Below are 17,387 nucleotides of genomic sequence, written 5' to 3' on the forward strand. Positions count from 1 at the left end.
TATAGCCGCAACGCGCTGCGACACTGCCTCCCAACAGCGGGCCATGGTGTCGTAATCTCGCCCGCGCGGGATCCCCGCGTGGGGACGGTGCATGTCGAGGAGGGATGGCCCCAGTGGCGCATGACAAGGGGCTGGATAACGTCGCGGTGCACTGGCCCCGGACGAACCAGTACTACGACCCGGTGGCGCCCGCGGAGTTCGTCGACTTCGGGGCGGTCGCCGACGCGCCCGAGATCGCCGCGCCGACCGGGGCGCTGGCGCTGCACATCGCCAAGACCGGCACGGTGCGGGCGACGGCGTACACCGAGCTTGTCGACCTGCTCCTGGGTCTGGGCGGGGTGCTCTACGCGACCGAGGCGGCCGCCGAGGACGAGGATCCGGTGATCGACCCGGACGGCTGCGCGTGGATCGCTGGCGGTCTGGAGCGCTTCGTCGAGGGGCACGAGAAGTTCGGCGACCTGGTCACCTTCGACACGGTGGCGGAGGTGATGCGCACCGCGATCGCCCAGGGCCGGCTCGCCGAGCAGCAGCTGCGATGGCTGGAGAACCGGCTCGCCGCCCTGCGCGACGACGCCGGCAACGCGCCGCACTGGAGTTTCGCCCGCTCCGAGCTGGCGATTCTGGCCGGGTTCTACCGCCGGTGCGCGGACCGCGGCTTTGCGGTTTTCGCCGATTACTGAGCAAACACCCAAAAGCCGCTTTAGCCGTACGTATCCCTTGGGCCCCGCCCCTGCACGCGACGCGGGCCCTTGCTCCACGACGGCGCCGCCGGACCGTGGATGTTGAGCTTGGTGACCACGTTGTGCCCGACCTCGGCCGCGATGCTCCGCAGCAGCTTCGCGGCCAACAGGCGCAACTGGGTGGCCCACGCCGTCGACTCGGCCTCCACCGTCAGCACGCCGCCGTCCAGCTTCACCGGGCGGCTGTGCTTGGCGATGTCCGACCCGACGACCTTCTCCCACGCGCCGAACACCATGGCCTCGGCCTTGGGCTTCTCCCAGCCGCGCGCCCTCATCAGCTTTTCCAGCATCGCGCCGAACGGCTGCGGGTCCCGCGGATCCGGTCCCGGCCCGGAGTAGCCCCGCAGTCGCCGCCCCTCCCCGCCCCCGCCCCCGGACCCGCGCCGGCGCGGGTTGGCGGCCGCGGCCCGCCGCTTGGCGAGCGCCGCGTCGAGCACCGCCCGCGCCAGGTCCGGCCCCGAAGCACCGGCCGGCTCGGCGGCTTCCGCCGACCCGCCCCCGCCCGCCGACCCGGCCGCATCCGCAGGTCCGCCGCCGCCTGCAGGTCCGCCGCCGCCCGCAGGTCCGCCGCCGCCCGCAGGTCCGCCGCCGCCCGCAGGTCCGGGCGCGTCCGCGGGTGCGGAGGCGCCTGCGGGTCCGGAGGCGTCCGCGGGTCCGGAGGCCTTAGCAGCCACCGCACCGGCCGCGCCCGCCTGCGCCGCCCGCGCCCCGAGAGGGCCCTCTTGCGCCGCACCCGCCGGATCCGCACGCCCCGAACCCGCCGGTGTCGAATCCGCCCGCCCCCAATTCGCGGGCGTCGAATCTGCACGCCTCGAGCCCGCACGGCCCGAGCCCGCACGCGTCGAGCCCACACGCGTCGAGCCCGCATCGGCAGCACCTCCCGGCACTTCCCGCGGCCAACCCGGGTCGGAGAGGCCGTTCGGCGCCGTGAGAGCACCCTCGGAGGGCCGGGTCGAGCCGGAGCCGGGGTCGTGAGCGCCCTGAGTGGCTCCCTCGCGGCCGAAAGCACGGTTCGGCGGGGGCGACCCTGCCTCGGCCCCGGTGGAGGGCGCAGCGGGACGACGAGATCCAAAACGGTCGTCGATCATCGGACCCTCGTCGGCGAAGTCCAATGGGTGCACCTGTGGAAAGTCGCCCTGCGGGAAGAATCGCTCGGCGGTGGGGTCCTTGTCGTCACGCGGCACGGGTCACCGCTCCCGTCGTCACGTCGAAGCGGGTTCCGCGCAGGGTCGCCGGGACATCCTCCGGCACCGCGCAGGTCACGAGCAGTTGACCAGCGTCGGCCACCAGGGCGGCGAGCCGGTCGCGGCGGCCGGCGTCGAGTTCGGCGAAGACGTCGTCGAGCACCAGCACCGGCTCGATGCCGTCGGCGCGCAGCAGGTCGTAGGCGGCCAGGCGCAGGGCCAGTGCGAACGACCAGGACTCGCCATGGCTGGCGTAGCCCTTGGCGGGCAGATCGCCGAGCGCCAGGGTCAGGTCGTCGCGGTGCGGGCCGACCAGGGTGACGCCGCGCTCGGTCTCGGCGGCCCGTTTCTCTTCCAGGGCGGCGAGCAGCGCCGCCTGCAGCGCGGGCCGGTCGGGGGCGAGGATGTCACCGAGGCTCGAGGCGTACGTGATGGCCGCGGACGCCCGCCCGGCCGCCACCGCGTCATAGGCCTTGGTCAGGTGCGGCCCGAGGGCGGCGACCAGCTCGAGCCGGCCGGCCAGCAGCTCGGCGCCGTGGTGGGCGAGGTGCTGATCCCAGACGGCGAGCGTCGAGAGGTCCTGGCCACGGTTGCCGCCGACTTTGCGGGTCAGGTAGGCCGTACGCAACAGGGCGTTTCGTTGTTTGATCACGCGGTCGTAATCGGCGCGCACCCCGGCGAAGCGCGGCTGGCGGGCGACCAGCAGATCGTCGAGGTAACGACGGCGGGTGGCCGGATCACCGCGGACCAGCTCGAGGTCCTCGGGCGCGAACAGCACCATCCGCAGGGCACCCAGCACCTCGCGGGGGCGGCGCACCGGTGAGCGGTTGAGCCGGGCGCGGTTGGCCTTGCCGGGCACGATCTCCAGCTCGACGAGCAATTCGCGTCCATCGTGGACGACCGCGCACCGGATGATCGCTGACGCGGCACCGGCCCGGACGAGCGGCGCGTCCGTGGCCACCCGGTGACTGTCCAGTGTGGCCACGTATCCGAGTGCTTCGATCAGGTTGGTCTTGCCCATGCCGTTCTGGCCGACCAGCACGGACACGCCCGGGTCGAGATCGACCGCCACCCGCTCGTAGGAGCGGAAGTCGGCCAACTCGACCCGGCGAACGTGCATCTTTAGCTGACGACGGCGTGGCCACCGAACTGCTGGCGCAGTGCGGCGACGGCCTTCATGGCGGGCGAGTCGGGCTGACGCGACTCGAACCGGGTGAACAGCGAAGCGGCGATGACGTGCAACGGTACGGCCAGGCGCACCGCCTCGTCGACGGTCCAGCGGCCCTCGCCGGTGTCCTCGGCGTAGCCCTTGAGCTTGGCCAGCTCGGGGTCACCGTCGAGGGCACGGTCGAACAGGTCGAGCAGCCAGGACTTGACCACGCTGCCCTCCCGCCAGCTCTTGAACGCGCCGGGCACGTTGTCGACGTATTCCGACGCCTCGAGCAGCTCCCAGCCCTCGGCGAAGGCCTGCATCATGCCGTACTCGATGCCGTTGTGGACCATCTTGGTGTAGTGGCCGGCACCGACCGGGCCGGCGTGCACGAAGCCGAACTCGCCGGCCGGCTTGAGCGCCTCGAAGATCGGCATGGCCTTGGCAACGTTGTCGGCTGTGCCGCCGACCATCAGGGCGTAGCCGTTCTGGCTGCCCCAGACACCGCCGGAGACGCCGCAGTCCATGTATCCGATGCCCTTGGCAGCGAGCCGGTCGGAACGCGGGCCGTCGTCGGTGAACTTGGAGTTTCCGCCATCGATGACCAGGTCACCGGCGGAGAGGAGCTCACCGAGCTGGTCGATGGTGCTTTCGGTGATCTCGCCGGCCGGAACCATCGTCCAGACGACGCGCGGAGCGGCGAGCTTCTCGACCAGTTCGGCAAGTGAGCTGACGTCCCGCTTCTCCGGGTTGTGGTCGAAACCGACCACTTCGTGACCCGCAGCGCGGATACGGTCGGCCATGTTGCCGCCCATCCGGCCGAGGCCGATAAGGCCAAGCTGCATGGTGTTCCCCCTAGATGTGCGTATCCCTCAGCCTCAGTATCAGCGTGTTACCCGGATCGGCATGATCAGATAGCGGTAACCGGGCACGATTTCGCCGTTTTCGGATGCGGGGGAGATCACAGCCGGCTTGAACGCGTCGACGAACGACAGCACCGCGTTCGGCGAACCGAGGTTCTGCAAGCCGTCGATGAGGTATTGCGGGTTGAACCCGATCGTCAGCCCCTCGCCGGTGAACGTCGCCTCCATCGCCTCGCTGGCGCGCGCCTCCTCCGTCCCACCGGCCTCGACGACCAGACCGTCCTCGCTGAAGCTCAGCAGCACCGGAGTGGTTCGCTCGGCCACCAGCGCGACTCGGCGCACCACCTCGACGAGGGCGGCGACGCCGACCCGGGCCTCGGCGTTGTGGCTCGCGGGGAACAGCGAACGCACCGGCGGGTAGTTGGCGCCGTCGAGCAGGCGACTGGTGGTGCGCCGGGTGCCACCCGCGAAACCGATCATGCCCTCGCCGGCGTTGCCCTGGGACAGCGCGAGCGTCACCGAGCCGCCGAGCGGGCCGAGGGTCTTGGCCGTGTCGTTCAGCGTCTTCGCTGGGACCAGCGAGTTGAGGCTGATCCCCGGGTCGTCCGGGTTCCACTCCATCTCGCGCATGGCGAGTCGGTAGCGGTCGGTCGCCAGCATCGCCATCGACGAGCCGTTGAGCTCGATCCGGACGCCGGTCATCATCGGCAGCGTCTCGTCGCGCCCGGCCGCGATGGCCACCTGGGCGACCGCGGCCGCGAACGCGGCGGCGTCGACGGTGCCGGCGCTCGACGGCATCTCCGGCAGCGAGGGGTAATCCTCGACCGGCATGGTCGGCAGCGTGAACCGGGCGCTGCCGCACACCAGCTCGAGATGCGCACCGACGGCGGCGATGTCGACCGGTTTGGCCGGGAGTGCCTTGGTGATCTCAGCGAGCAGGCGACCGGAGACCAGAGCGGCGCCGTCGGCGTCGGCCTGCACTTCCACACTCACCTGGCTGGAGACCTCGTAGTCGAAGCCGGACACCTGCAACCGGCCGTCGGTGACTCGCAGCATGACGCCGGCGAGCACCGGCACCGACGGCCGGCTGGGCAGGCTCTTCGCCGTCCAGGCCACGGCGTCGGCGAGTGCGTCTCGCTCCACCCGGAACTTCATGCTGTCCTCCGCGTCGCTTCCTATGTCGGAACGAACTTTATTGCGCGACGCAAGCCGGTGCCTCCCCGGGCCCTGCCGATGCGAGGCGCTGAGAGCCGCTGAGGGCTCCATCCACACAATCCCCAACGCCGTTGATTGCTTTTTGTTGTCTTAGAAAAATCTCTAGTCGTCTTCATCGGTCCTGTGCAAACTGTGGAGAACCCGAGTTTTGGCTGCTCAGAGGGTTATCCACCGGTGATTCACATGTGGGAAACCAGGGTATAAACCCCCGGTCCGGGTCCACAGTCGTCGAGCCGACTCCGGTTGTCCACCGTTGTCCACCGGTTGTCCACCGGATATCCACCGGGTTTGTCCCCCGGTCTGTGGACAGCGAGGCGACGCCACCGACCCGTCGTCCCCAGAACCTTCAACAGGAAATCCACACGCGTCCACAGGGTGTGAGTTCGGCCGTCACTGTCTGTGTCTGTCCACATCGATTTCCCCAGGAGTTGTCCACATCTGTGGGAAGCCGGGCCGAGAGTTGTCCACCGCTGGGGATAAAGGGCTGTGAATTGCTGTGGATTAGTGTGGATAACGTTGGCACGGGTCCGTTGCGTCCCGGCGTTGACATCTCGTCCGTCGGGTGGATGAAGATCGGCAGTGGATGGCGGCCGGCTCGCGATGGTGGACGGTTATACACAGGCTGTGGGAAAAGGTATGGAAAACCCCAAAACGGACCACCTTTGGGTGACCGAGGCCTGTGGATAACCTGGTGAGGAAGGGCGCTGACCTGCGAAATCGGTGCTCAGGCTCGATGTGGACAACCGCCGCGTGCGGGATCGCCCGGCCGTAGCGGCCGCAGAGAGCGTGCGGGCGCGCGGTGCCCTGTGTGTGCAGCCGGGGGCTACGCCGGTGCGGTTGTGGACAGCGTCGGCGCGTACTCGAAGAGGGTTACGTGTTTTGCTTGATGCGGTTGGTCAGCTCGGCGATCTGGTTGTACAGCGAGCGGCGCTCGGCCATGTGCTGACGGATCTTGCGGTCGGCGTGCATGACGGTGGTGTGATCCCGTCCGCCGAACGCCTGGCCGATTCGCGGCAGGGAGAGATCGGTGAGCTCGCGGCAGAGGTACATCGCGACCTGACGCGCGTTGACCAGAACCCGGCTGCGGGAGTGGCCGCGCAGGTCCTCGAGGCTGACGCCGAAATAGTCGGCGGTGGAGACCATGATCTGGTCGGCAGTGATCTCCGGGCCGGCGCCGTCCGGCATGAAGTCGCGCAGCACCTCTTCGGCCAGCGAGAGCTGCACCTGGGATCGGGTGAGGCTGGCGAAAGCGGTCACCCGGATGAGTGCGCCCTCGAGTTCGCGGATCGAGCTCGAGACCCGGCTCGCGATGAATTCAAGGACGTCGTCCGGGGCGTACATCCGTTCCTGCGCGGCCTTCTTCTGCAGGATCGCGATGCGCGTCTCCAGGTCGGGCGGCTGGATGTCGGCGAGCAGGCCCCACTCGAACCGGGTGCGCATGCGGTCTTCGAGGGTGGCCAACTGCCGCGGGCTCCGGTCGGAGCTGATGACGATCTGCTTGTTGGCGTTGTGCAGCGTATTGAAGGTGTGGAAAAACTCTTCCTGGGTGCGCTCGCGGTTTTCCAGGAACTGGATGTCGTCGATCAGCAGGATGTCGACGTCGCGGTAGCGCCGCTGGAACGCCTGGGTCTTGTCGTCCCGCAGGCTGTTGATGAAGTCGTTGGTGAATTCCTCGGTGGACACATAGCGGACGCTCCGTGCGTGGCCCAGCGTGGTGGCGTAGTGACCGATCGCGTGTAGCAGGTGCGTCTTGCCGAGACCCGAGCTGCCATAGATGAACAGTGGGTTGTAGGCCTTCGCCGGCGATTCGGCGACAGCCACCGCGGCGGCATGCGCGAAACGGTTGGACGAGCCGATGACGAACGTCTCGAACATGTACTTCGGATTGAGCCGGTTACCGTCGTTGGTCCCCCGGGGATTGCTCGACGGACGGATGTCGACCGGAAGCCGGCCGGGCCCGTTGTCGCCGCGCATCGGCAGCGCGTCGTCGGCAAATGCCTGCCGGTCGTCGTGCCGGCGCGGACCATCGCGGTACTGGCTCGCCTCGGGCGCCATCCGATGGGGCGCGCCGTCGCCGGCGGCGGGTGGCTGCGCGGGCGGGGCCGGCATCGGCTGCGGCATCTGCATCGGGGACGACTGGTGCGGCATCGGCGGACCCGGATCGAACAGCGACTCCTGGCCGCCGCGAGCCGCGGGCACGTTCCGATAGGGCGCCGTCCCGGGCTGGGCACCGTATTGCTCGTAAGTTGCCATCGGCTCCGGCTGGCGGGGCTCCGGTTCCGGGTCGGCGTAATGCCGGGGCTGCGACTCGGTCATCGCCGGCACCTCGACGGGCGTGCCGTAGACGGTGCCGGGCAGGCCGGTTCCGTCCTCCGGCGGCTTCACGGTGACGGCTACCTGGATCGGACGGTTCAGCCGGCGGCTCAACGCCTCGGTGATCGCGGGGCGCAGTCGCGACTCGATGACGTCACGGGTGAAGGCGTCCGGAACGGCCAGCAGTGCGGTGTCCTCGACGATGGCGCGCAGCTTGGTCAGCTGCAGATAGGCACGCTGCTGCGGCGACGAGATCTCGTCGGCCAGCTCATCGAGCGTCGCCTTCCACACACCGCTCAGGTCAGCCTGATCGGCCACCGCCGCGCCACCCCCATCGCCACCGACCCCCGGTGACCTATGTCCGGCTAACCGTCTCTGCCCGCTTTCGCCTGCTTTTCAGGCGGCGACGGTTCCCCCGATCCAGCACCACATTCAACGTGCTGAACACGCTTGACGCCACCGGTTGTCCACAGGTTATCCACAACCTGTGCACGCGTCCGCAGTCGCACCCCGGCCGGACGGTCGGCAAGACTTCCCGGAGCCTGCAACGGCACGGTTGAAACAGGCTCACCGTGCCGAACGATTCACCTGCTTGTCCGGTTTTGCTCCGGTGCGTCGTGGTATGCACAAAGCGCTGATGACCAGCAAACGGGCACGCTAACAGCGACGTTGCCGAAGCTACAACTGTCGCACCGCCGGACAAGCGCCCATGAGCGGGAAAAGACTCACTGGGCGCGCAGAAAGACGCCTCCAGCTAATGGATCTTCGCTTTCGCCGCTCCCGGCCTCGCTACAGTTGACCTGCATCGCAGCCCTGCGTAGGGTCGAGCGGTTGCTCCGCCGCGTTCTGCTAAAGTGGCGTCTTGCAGCGCGCAGTGTCTGCTGCATCTGACCCCTGGACGTGGTTCGAAGACATGGTGCTTCGAAGACGTAGTACGAAGACGGAGTTCTGACGTGAGCAAGCGCACCTACCAGCCGAACAACCGCCGGCGCGCCAAGACCCACGGCTTCCGGCTGCGGATGCGCACCCGCGCCGGCCGCGCCATCCTGGCTTCCCGCCGCACCAAGGGCCGCGGCAAGCTGTCGGCCTGAGCCGACGCCTGTCGGGCCGGATGCCCAGGTAGTCATGCTGGCCGCCGCTCAGCGCATGCGGCGTAGCACGGACTTCGCCGCGACGATTCGTGGTGGCCGGAGGGTCGGCCGCGGCACGGTTGTCGTTCATCTGCTTCTCGAGGAGCCGGTGCATGCCTCCACGGCACGCGCCGGCTTCGTCGTATCCAAAGCGGTAGGCAACGCGGTGGTCCGCAACAAGGTCCGTCGCCGGCTCCGGCATCTGGTCCGGCCCCTGCTGGCCGAGCTGCCGGGCGGGTCGTCGGTGGTGGTCCGGGCCCTGCCCAAAGCGGCCGAGGCGTCGTTCGCGACTCTCAGCGGCGATCTGGAGGCGGCATTGATGGCAGCCCGCAAGCCACGGCGGCAGCGATGAGCGTTCTTGCCCGAGCGCTGACCGTGATGGTCGTCGCGTACCGTCGTTATGTGAGTCCGGCGCTGCCGGCCCGCTGTCGGTTCTATCCCTCGTGCAGTGCGTACTCCCTGGAGGCGCTGGCGAAGCACGGTGCGGTGCGAGGGACGGGGCTGACGGTCTGGCGGCTCCTGCGCTGCCACCCCTTCCACCCTGGCGGGTACGACCCGGTGCCTGATCCGAACCGTCACCGTCCTGCCGATGTGACTGGAGCCTGAATTGAGCCTCGACTGGATCTACTTCGCCATTTCGTGGATCCTCCTGCGCTGGCACGCCCTGTGGGACTTCATCGGAATCCCGGACGACAAGGTGCTCGGGACCAACTGGTCCTGGGTTCTGGCCATCGTCTTCCTGGTGGTGACGGTTCGCGTCATCCTGTTCCCGGTCTTCGTCAAGCAGATCAAGAGCCAGCGCGCGATGCAGGCGCTGCAACCCAAGGTCAAGGCGCTTCAGGAGAAGCACAAGGGTGACCGGGAGACGCTCCAGAAAGAAATGATGGAGCTCTACAAGACCGAGAAGGCCAACCCGTTGATGGGCTGCCTTCCGATGTTCTTGCAGATCCCGGTGTTCCTGGGCCTGTTCCACACGCTGCGGCGGCTGAATCCGTCGAACGACCTGAAGACGCTGTACGGCTGGACCGCCGCGCAGTTCGAGGACGCCACCCACGCGTCGCTGTTCAACGCCCCGCTCGCCTCGAAGTTCGGTTCGACCACCCAGGAACTCGCCCAGCTCGACGCCAACAGCGTGACGGTGAAGATCATCGCCGGTGTCCTGGTGCTGATCATGATGGGTACGACCTACGCGACCAGCCGTCAGATGATCCTCAAGACCGGCTGGGCCGAGGACCCGCAGCAGAAGATGATCCAGCGACTGATGCTCTACGGCATCCCGTTCTCGCTGCTCATCTCCGGTTCGCTGTTCCCGATCGGTGTCATCATCTACTGGGTCACGAACAACCTGTTCACGCTTGGCCAGCAGCAGTGGGTGCTCCGCAAGTTCCCGCCGCCGCCGATGGCCGGCAAGAACGGCAGCCCCGCCAAGAGCACCGGCGCCCCGGTCAAGGCGACCGGCTCGAACGGCACCAAGAACCCGGTTCAGGCCGGCCGTACCGGTGGCCTGTTCGGCCGTAAGCCCGAGGCCGAGCCGGAGACCCCGGTGGTCGACACCAAGAAGCTCGGCCCGCGCCCCGGTGCCAAACCGGTGAATCCGAAGAAGGGCGCGCGACCAGCGAGTAAACCCAAGGGATGATCGCGGCTCGGGCTCCGGACGGAGCCCGAGCGCTCCCCTTTCGCAAACCTCCCCGCGGGTGCCGCCGCGGGAACAGCGGACCGAACCTGGTCCGGCCCGATTGAGTACGGAGATGAGACCGTGACCGACACCAGCACTCCCGAATCCTCGGTCTCCGCCGCTTCCGAGGCCACGGCTTCGGATGAGACGTCGGAGGAGACCAAGAAGTCGGAGACCGTCACCTCCGAGAGTGACCTGTTCCGGCAGAGCGAGATCGCTGCCGACTACGTCGAGGGGTTGCTGGACATCCTCGACTACGACGGTGACATCGACGAGCTGATATCGGGCGGGCGGCCGATGGTGGAAGTGGTCGGGGGCCGGCTGCAGCCGCTCGTCGGCCAGCGCGGTGCCACGCTGGAGGCGCTGCAGGAGCTCACCCGCCTGGCGATCTTCCGGGCGACCGGCTCGCCGAGCCGGCTGCTCCTCGACATCGGCGGCTACCGCGCGTCGCGCCGCAAGGAGCTCGCCGCTGTCGCCCGGAACGCCGTCGAGAAGGTCAAGGAGCACGGCGACCCGGTGCGCCTGGAGCCGATGTCGGCGTTCGAGCGTAAGTGCGTGCACGACGTGGTCAACGCGATCACCGGCGTGCAGAGCGAGTCGGAGGGCGTCGAGCCCAGCCGCCGGATCGTGGTGCGGACGGCCGACTGACATGACGAACCCCCGCTACGGCGCGGGTGACCTCGGCCCGGGCGAGTCGTCGCCCGGGCCGTCGTCTTTCCCGGGCCGCCGACCCCGCCGTCCGATTTCCTTTCCCGGACGTACCGCGCCGCCTTCCCGTACGCCTTCCGATCTCGCTGTCCCGCAAGTCGTGAGTCAGCCGGAGGGGGCGCTCCCGCCGTCGGATTTCGAGTCCGTCGCGCGACAGGTCTTCGGCGACCGTTTCCCGCTCGCCGCCGACTTCGCGCGGTTGCTTGTCACAGATGGCGTCGTGCGAGGACTGATCGGCCCTCGGGAAGCCCCCCGCATCTGGGAGCGGCACCTGGTTAATTGCGCCGTGGTGAGCGAAATGATTCCTAATGGCGCTTCTATAACAGATGTCGGTTCAGGTGCAGGTTTGCCCGGTATCGTGCTGGCAGTGGCTCGTCCAGATCTGCACATCACCCTGGTCGAGCCGCTGGCAAGACGCACTGCGTTCCTGACCGAGGCGGTCGACGCTCTCGGCCTCGAGTCGACCATCACGGTCGTCCGAGGACGAGCGGAAGAGGCCGCCGGCAACTTCCGGGCCGACATCGTCACCGCTCGAGCGGTGGCGCCGCTCGACCGCCTGGCCGGTTGGTGCCTCCCACTGACCGAGGTGGGCGGGCGGCTGCTGGCCCTGAAGGGCGCGTCAGCAGTGGACGAGGTGGCCGAGCACCAAGCGGTCGTCGCCGCGCTGGGCGGTGGCAGCCCGCAGGTACGGCTGTGCGGGACGGGGTTGATCGACCCGCCCACCACGGTCGTCGAGATCGTGAAAGAGCGCGACGTCGTGCCACCGGCGCCGCCAGGGCGCAACGCCGGCGGCAGGTCCGGTGGGCGAGGGAGAACACGGAGGGGATAGATGTCCAAGCGGGGCGCGCGGAAGAGAAACGTCAAAAACCGACGTCCCGACCAGGCCATACCCTCCGACGCTCGGTCGTCCGGTCGGACCACCCCGGACTCGCGCCCCCCCGGTGACGGCGCACAGGTCAAGCCGGTTGCGGGACAGCGCACGGACAACGCCTTCCCCGGCGGTCGTCGGCCCGCGGTGAGCGACACCGCACCTGACTCGGCCTCTCGTCAGCGCCCGACAGGCGGGCCGGCTGCCTGGGCCCTTCCCGTACCGGTCGGGGGCGCAAGAGCCGGTGCTGAGCCTCTTGGCCGCTCGGTCCCGGAGGGCGGCTCGAGTGCTGACCTGACGGTCGAGGTCGCCGCGAGTGAGTCACCCGCGGTGCGGCGTGCGCAGCCGGCGGACGGGTCGTCTGGGGCGCCCTGGGGAGAGCAGCAGGCGGTCGACGATGAAACTCGACCGCGGCGGATCTGGCGGCGGCGTGTTCGGTCCTCCGGACGGGCCGTGTCGGCGGCTGAGTCCCGGGACAGTTCTGGGGAACCTTCTTCTGATCCCGGGAGTGGCAGGGAGATCGAGCAGCCGGGGGCGACCACGATCGGGAATTTGACGGTGCGGTCGCGTACATCTGGAAAGGGCAGCCAGTCTGAGGCGCCGCAGATAGAGGGGGTCCCGCAGGAGGTTGCGGGGTTTTTGGTCGGATTTGGCAGTGAAAGTTCCGGAGGGGATGCGCGCGGCGAGGCGGCTGCATTGCGGCTGGTACCGGGCGTGATGGTCTTTGCGGAGCCGGTGGAGGAGGATTCATCAGCGTTGCCCGCACCTCATCGGGCGGACGGCCGTGGCGAGCCTCGCCCGACGGCCGTAGGCTGGCCGAGCGTCGATAGTGTGGACCGGTCTTTTGCCGCCGGAACGCACGTGTCGCCTACCGACCCGTTCCTCACCAACAGGGATAAAACGGTGCATGAGTTCGGTGTTTCACGTGAAACCGAGTCGCCTCTCGGGCCAAATTCGGCCTCGGGAGTGGGTAATGGCGGCCCCGCTGGCGCATACATGCTTGATCAGGGTGTCCCGGCGCCCCGCGTAGGAAGCGGTCCATTGCCGCAAGCCTCCGCGGGTCAGGTCTACGGCACGCCGGCGTCGCAGCCGGGGCCGGACGAGCCGCGTCGTTCCCCTGCGCCTGCACCTCGTTCAGGTCCCCCCGGGTTTGGATCCGCGTCCGTTCCCGTCTCATCTGCACCGGTTCCGGTGTCATCCGCTCCGGTGTCGTCGGCGCCGGTCTCCTCCGCACCGGCGTCATCAGTGCCGGTTTCGTCCGCGCCCGTCTCTTCCGCGCCCGTTTCTGCGGCTCCGGTCCCTCCTGCGGGATCCCCACTCGGTCCGCCGAGCGTGACCTTGGACGCTGCCGAGCATGTTTCACGTGAAACGCCGAGCGTGGTTGAAGACGATCCGCCGCTAGCCATGGAAGCGTTGCGAGCTGTGCAGATCCTCAACCCGAGCGGCGAAATCACCATGCCGCGTCCGGACCACCCGAGGGTGCTCTGCGTCGCGAATCAGAAGGGTGGCGTCGGCAAGACGACCACGACCGTTAACCTCGCGGTCGCCCTGGCGCTGCACGGAAATCGCGTGCTCGTCGTCGATCTCGACCCGCAGGGCAACGCCTCCACCGGTCTCAATGTGCCGCACCACGCGGGCGTCCCGGACGTCTATGACTGCCTGATCGACAATGTGCCGCTGTCCGAGGTCGCTCAGGCGGTCGAGGGCATTCCCAACCTTTTTTGCGTGCCGGCCACCATCGACCTCGCCGGCGCGGAGATCGAGTTGGTGTCGGTGGTGGCGCGCGAGTCCCGGCTTGCTCGGGCGATCGCCGCGCATCCGGAGAAGTTCGACTACGTGTTCATCGACTGCCCGCCGTCGCTCGGCCTGCTGACGGTCAACGCCCTGTGCGCGGCGCAAGAGGTGCTCATTCCGATCCAGTGTGAGTACTACGCACTGGAAGGTCTGAATCAACTGATCAACAACATCAATCTGGTACGCCAGCATCTGAACCCGACGCTCGACGTTTCCACGATCTTGTTGACCATGTACGACCGGCGTACGCGTCTCGCCGACGCCGTGGAGCAGGATGTGCGCAACCACTTCGGCACCAAGGTGCTGAACGCCGTCATCCCGCGGAATGTACGGGTGTCGGAGGCTCCGAGTTACGGCCAGTCCGTGATGACCTACGATCCCGGATCAAGGGGCGCGACCAGCTACTTCGAGGCCGCCCTGGAGATCGCGATGCGTGGCGTCAGCACAGGAGGCACGGCATGAAGAACCGTCCACGGGGCGGCCTCGGCCGCGGCCTGGGGGCGTTGATCCCGACGGCTCCGGCCGCTCCGGTGGCCGACCCCGCACTGCCGACGGTGGCGCCCTCGTCGGCGCCGATTCCGCCGCCAGCAGCTCCGCAGTTCGACAGTGCTCCGGCCGCGGACCCGGCTTTCGAGGGCCTCGCGCCGGTTCCGGGCGCCCGGTTCGCCGAGCTTCCGGTCACCTCGATCGTGCCCAACGCCAAGCAGCCGCGACACGTCTTCGACGAGGAAGCGCTCGAGGAACTCAAGACCTCGATCACCGAGGTGGGCTTCCTCCAACCGATCGTGGTGCGGGACGCCGGTGATGGCAGCTATGAGCTGGTCATGGGTGAGCGTCGTTGGCGGGCTGCGCAGGCGATCGGACGGGACACCATTCCCGCAATCGTTCGCGACACCCGTGACGACGACATGCTGCGTGACGCGCTGCTCGAGAACATCCATCGGGCGAACCTGAACCCACTCGAAGAGGCGGCCGCATATCAGCAGCTGCTCGAAGAGTTCGGGGCGACGCACGAGGAACTCGCGAGGCGCATAGGGCGAAGCCGGCCGCAGATCTCCAACACCATCCGGTTGCTGAACCTGCCGGCACCGGTGCAGCGCCGCGTCGCGGCCGGGGTGCTGTCGGCCGGGCACGCTCGGGCGCTCCTCGGCCTCGACGAGGGAGAGGCCCAGGAGAAGCTTGCGCTTCGGATCGTGGCCGAGGGCCTTTCGGTACGGGCTACCGAAGAGCTCGTGTCGCTCGCGTTGGCCGACGGTCCCGTGAAGAAGGCAGCTCCCGCTCGGCGGGCGAAGGTGCACGCGCCGGCGCTGAACGAGTTGGCCGATCGTCTGTCCGACCGCTTCGACACCCGGGTCAAGGTCGACATCGGACGTAACAAAGGCAAGATCACGATCGAGTTCGCCACTGTCGATGATCTTGAGCGGATCGTCGGGATGATCGGCGTCGAGGAAGAGGGAGCGGGCGCCGAGGCGGAGTAGTCCGGTCCCGTTCTGGCTCGGGTAAAGGCACGTGATTCGTCACGTGCCTTTCTTGGTTTTTCAGAGGTAATCCGAACTTTGAGCGTTCTGCCGCTTCGGATGCGGTTTGGGGGCCTTCTGATTTGCCCGCACCCCCAAATCCCGACCCTCCCAAAACCCCAGGAGAATGGCTCTGACAGAACCGAAGCGGACCTGACTCCTCACTTAATGATCAAGGTTGTCTTTGTAGGAACATAGTTAGGGAGTAACGCATGACTGTAGAGCGCCCCGACCCGCCCCGGATGGGCAGCGAACGGGAGACCCTGAGGGTGTTCCTTGACTTCCACCGGTCGACACTCGCCTTCAAATGCGACGGTCTCTCCGACGAGGATCTGCGCTCGCGCTCGATGCCACCGTCGACTCTCACCCTCTTGGGCTTGGTGCGACACATGGCCGAGGTGGAGCGAACCTGGTTTCGCCGCGTGATCGCCGGCGAGGACGTACCGCTCGTCTGGTCGACCGACGGTGACTTCCAGGTCGCGTACGACGCCGAAGGCGCAAGCCGACCGGAAGCATTCGAGGCGTGGCAGGACGAAGTGGCGAGAGCACGTGAGATCGAAGCGAAGGCCGAATCATTGGACGTGACAGGCCACCAGCCGCGGTGGGGCGAAGACGTCTCTTTGCGCTTCGTCATGCTCCACATGATCCACGAGTACGCCCGCCATAACGGCCACGCCGACTTCCTGCGCGAGGGCGTCGACGGCGTGGTGGGCGCTTAGCCGTCCCGTTCGCCTGTCCGACTGCCGCAGGCTCTATTTTGTTCGGCCCGTTCTTTCGTTTCACGTGAAACGTCGGCCCCCGTTGTTGGCCAAGCGGCTGCGGGTTGCCGGTCCACCCTGGCCGCAGCTGAGGATCTTGCGAATGGCTGGGGAAGCCCCGCCAGCAACATTCGCCAGTTTGTTGGACCGGCTTCGTAGGGCCCGGTGTAGCCCGAGTTGCGGATGTAGGTGCTAGCGACTGCTCCACCGCCGGCCTCGTGTTCGATCAGTCTGGTACCCCGTATCAGCCGGAGGATGGTCGAAGGCGGTTTGGCGGCCTACTTCGTTGACTCGGGTCCTGCTTCGCTTCCAAGACGCGGAAGAGCTTCGCTGGGATTGTTCGAATCCCTCGATCCCTGGGTCAGAGCTGGAAGGCCTCCATTCTCCGGCCGTGTTCCTTGGCTGACGGCTTGATGTTTCACGTGGAACAGACGGGCACCGGTCTGATGGCGTTGTCTCGTTAGCGAGGCTCTGCGCGCTCGCTGCTCTCGGGAGGCCGCCGATTGGCGACTGGCCGCTCTGCAACCGGATCTCCACTGGGCATTGAGGTCGCCTCCCAGATGCCGGCGTCCTCACTACGGAGTTTCACCTACTGGCCGTCCATGGAGCTTCGGGGTGGGAGTTTCACGTGAAACAAGCTACGGATCAGTCTCTCGGTTGAGTGGGCTTGCTGGTCCTCATCAACTGGCGAGCAGGATTGGGAGAGCTTCTGGCCTCGCTTGAGGCCCGGCCGACCGTGAGGTTCGGTTTGGCCTCTTGGCGTTCGCGCTGGGCGGTCCGAAGTCGCGATGCAGAGTTAGGAGCTGAGGCGCCCCGCCCAGCCTGTTACTGCGCGCCCGTCTGGTTTTCGCTCGCTCGCCTGGTGCCGCGCGCCCGTCTGGTGTCGCCGGTTCGTCCAAGAGAAGCTCACACAGAATGCTAAGCGGGGTGGCTAGCGGCGTGCGCCCCTGCTTACCGTCGCCCCAGCTCCTGCCTCGGTCTTGCTCAGAGCCCTTGTCTACCAACAGTCAGTTGTTGAGGTGGTGGTGCCTCGCCAGTGCATCGGGCGCATGGCACGTGACACTTCAGCGTGAACCGGCATCACCTTGAAGGCGGCCCCCAACCATGACTTCATCCGAACTGCTCGACATCGCTGCTCTCTAGGGCTCCCTGGATACGTCTGCGGAGAGCCTCCTGAGTTCCGCGGAAGTCAGGGGATGCTGAGCTTTGCCTTTACGGAGGCTTCTAATTGCAAGCCCCGATGCCTCGTGAGCGAAGTGGCCACAGATGCGCCAACCCCAGCCACAGGTGCCACCCCCAGCCACATAGGCCTACGCCTAGCGCCACAGGTGGGCATAGCGATCTCCTTGTTTCACGTGAAACCCCGAGCCACAATCCCCCGGAGCCCGGAGCCCGGAGCCCGGAGCCCGGAGCCCGGAGCCCGGAGCCCGGAGCCCGGAGCCCGGAGCCCGGAGCCCGGAGCCCGGAGCCCG

The 17,387-nt window shown here is 67.7% G+C and carries 15 protein-coding genes; 10 read left to right on the forward strand and 5 right to left on the reverse strand.

Features of this window, described 5'->3' with window-relative positions; all coding sequences use genetic code 11:
• The first annotated feature begins 104 nt into the window (after nucleotides 1-104).
• On the forward strand, nucleotides 105-680 hold the full coding sequence (locus Afe05nite_RS18200; protein WP_203818311.1) for a hypothetical protein: 576 nt from the start codon (nucleotides 105-107) through the stop codon (nucleotides 678-680).
• 20 nt (nucleotides 681-700) lie between these two features.
• On the opposite strand, the gene Afe05nite_RS18205 is transcribed toward Afe05nite_RS18200, so the two are convergent.
• The 5 genes from Afe05nite_RS18205 to dnaA form a co-directional block, all read right to left on the reverse strand.
• Nucleotides 701-1,189: a DciA family protein gene (locus Afe05nite_RS18205; protein WP_203818335.1), complete on the reverse strand. Its 489-nt coding sequence runs from the start codon at nucleotides 1,187-1,189 to the stop codon at nucleotides 701-703.
• Nucleotides 1,190-1,913: 724 nt separating this feature from the next.
• Complete coding sequence (gene recF / locus Afe05nite_RS18210) at nucleotides 1,914-3,044, reverse strand: DNA replication/repair protein RecF (RefSeq protein ID WP_203818312.1); 1,131 nt, start codon at nucleotides 3,042-3,044, stop codon at nucleotides 1,914-1,916.
• 2 nt (nucleotides 3,045-3,046) lie between these two features.
• Nucleotides 3,047-3,919: a phosphogluconate dehydrogenase (NAD(+)-dependent, decarboxylating) gene (gene gnd / locus Afe05nite_RS18215; RefSeq protein WP_203818313.1), complete on the reverse strand. Its 873-nt coding sequence runs from the start codon at nucleotides 3,917-3,919 to the stop codon at nucleotides 3,047-3,049.
• A 39-nt stretch (nucleotides 3,920-3,958) separates the two neighbouring features.
• Nucleotides 3,959-5,092 (reverse strand): DNA polymerase III subunit beta, encoded by a 1,134-nt coding sequence (gene dnaN, locus Afe05nite_RS18220; RefSeq protein WP_203818314.1) that lies wholly within the window; start codon nucleotides 5,090-5,092, stop codon nucleotides 3,959-3,961.
• A gap of 930 nt (nucleotides 5,093-6,022) precedes the next feature.
• Nucleotides 6,023-7,783, reverse strand: a complete 1,761-nt coding sequence (dnaA, locus tag Afe05nite_RS18225; RefSeq protein WP_203818315.1) for a chromosomal replication initiator protein DnaA — start codon at nucleotides 7,781-7,783, stop codon at nucleotides 6,023-6,025.
• A 635-nt stretch (nucleotides 7,784-8,418) separates the two neighbouring features.
• Between dnaA and rpmH the strand changes: the two genes are divergently transcribed.
• The 9 genes from rpmH to Afe05nite_RS18270 all read left to right on the forward strand — a co-directional run bounded on the left by rpmH (nucleotide 8,419) and on the right by Afe05nite_RS18270 (nucleotide 15,876).
• Entirely contained in the window at nucleotides 8,419-8,556 is a 138-nt protein-coding gene (gene rpmH / locus Afe05nite_RS18230) for a 50S ribosomal protein L34 (protein ID WP_203818316.1), read from the forward strand.
• A 34-nt stretch (nucleotides 8,557-8,590) separates the two neighbouring features.
• A complete protein-coding gene (gene rnpA / locus Afe05nite_RS18235) occupies nucleotides 8,591-8,947 on the forward strand; it encodes a ribonuclease P protein component (RefSeq protein ID WP_203818317.1) in 357 nt (118 codons plus the stop codon).
• Complete coding sequence (yidD, locus tag Afe05nite_RS18240; protein ID WP_203818318.1) at nucleotides 8,944-9,201, forward strand: membrane protein insertion efficiency factor YidD; 258 nt, start codon at nucleotides 8,944-8,946, stop codon at nucleotides 9,199-9,201. Before rnpA ends, yidD begins: the two co-directional genes overlap by 4 nt.
• 1 nt (nucleotide 9,202) lies before the next feature.
• Nucleotides 9,203-10,231 carry a membrane protein insertase YidC gene (yidC, locus tag Afe05nite_RS18245; RefSeq protein WP_203818319.1) on the forward strand — a complete coding sequence of 343 codons (1,029 nt, stop codon included), beginning with the start codon at nucleotides 9,203-9,205 and terminating at the stop codon, nucleotides 10,229-10,231.
• A gap of 120 nt (nucleotides 10,232-10,351) precedes the next feature.
• Nucleotides 10,352-10,918, forward strand: coding sequence for a Jag family protein (locus Afe05nite_RS18250; RefSeq protein WP_203818320.1), 567 nt, complete (start codon nucleotides 10,352-10,354; stop codon nucleotides 10,916-10,918).
• 1 nt (nucleotide 10,919) lies between these two features.
• Complete coding sequence (rsmG, locus tag Afe05nite_RS18255) at nucleotides 10,920-11,807, forward strand: 16S rRNA (guanine(527)-N(7))-methyltransferase RsmG (protein WP_203818321.1); 888 nt, start codon at nucleotides 10,920-10,922, stop codon at nucleotides 11,805-11,807.
• 1,035 nt (nucleotides 11,808-12,842) lie between these two features.
• Nucleotides 12,843-14,102: a ParA family protein gene (locus tag Afe05nite_RS18260; RefSeq protein WP_438868363.1), complete on the forward strand. Its 1,260-nt coding sequence runs from the start codon at nucleotides 12,843-12,845 to the stop codon at nucleotides 14,100-14,102.
• Nucleotides 14,099-15,118, forward strand: a complete 1,020-nt coding sequence (locus tag Afe05nite_RS18265; protein WP_203818322.1) for a ParB/RepB/Spo0J family partition protein — start codon at nucleotides 14,099-14,101, stop codon at nucleotides 15,116-15,118. The genes Afe05nite_RS18260 and Afe05nite_RS18265 overlap by 4 nt, the downstream gene beginning before the upstream one ends.
• A gap of 251 nt (nucleotides 15,119-15,369) precedes the next feature.
• Entirely contained in the window at nucleotides 15,370-15,876 is a 507-nt protein-coding gene (locus Afe05nite_RS18270; protein ID WP_203818323.1) for a DinB family protein, read from the forward strand.
• Nucleotides 15,877-17,387: the final 1,511 nt, after the last annotated feature.

The sequence above is a fragment of the Paractinoplanes ferrugineus genome, from assembly GCF_016862195.1.
Classification (GTDB): Bacteria; Actinomycetota; Actinomycetes; order Mycobacteriales; family Micromonosporaceae; genus Actinoplanes; species Actinoplanes ferrugineus.

Coding starts and splice junctions, on each gene's coding strand:
- Afe05nite_RS18200 (WP_203818311.1), top strand. CDS start 105: ATGGCCCCAGTGGCGCATGACAAGGGGCTGGATAACGTCGCGGTGCAC.
- recF (WP_203818312.1), bottom strand. CDS start 3,044: ATGCACGTTCGCCGGGTCGAGTTGGCCGACTTCCGCTCCTACGAGCGG.
- gnd (WP_203818313.1), bottom strand. CDS start 3,919: ATGCAGCTTGGCCTTATCGGCCTCGGCCGGATGGGCGGCAACATGGCC.
- dnaN (WP_203818314.1), bottom strand. CDS start 5,092: ATGAAGTTCCGGGTGGAGCGAGACGCACTCGCCGACGCCGTGGCCTGG.
- rnpA (WP_203818317.1), top strand. CDS start 8,591: ATGCTGGCCGCCGCTCAGCGCATGCGGCGTAGCACGGACTTCGCCGCG.
- yidD (WP_203818318.1), top strand. CDS start 8,944: ATGAGCGTTCTTGCCCGAGCGCTGACCGTGATGGTCGTCGCGTACCGT.
- rsmG (WP_203818321.1), top strand. CDS start 10,920: ATGACGAACCCCCGCTACGGCGCGGGTGACCTCGGCCCGGGCGAGTCG.
- Afe05nite_RS18260 (WP_438868363.1), top strand. CDS start 12,843: ATGCTTGATCAGGGTGTCCCGGCGCCCCGCGTAGGAAGCGGTCCATTG.
- Afe05nite_RS18265 (WP_203818322.1), top strand. CDS start 14,099: ATGAAGAACCGTCCACGGGGCGGCCTCGGCCGCGGCCTGGGGGCGTTG.
- Afe05nite_RS18270 (WP_203818323.1), top strand. CDS start 15,370: ATGACTGTAGAGCGCCCCGACCCGCCCCGGATGGGCAGCGAACGGGAG.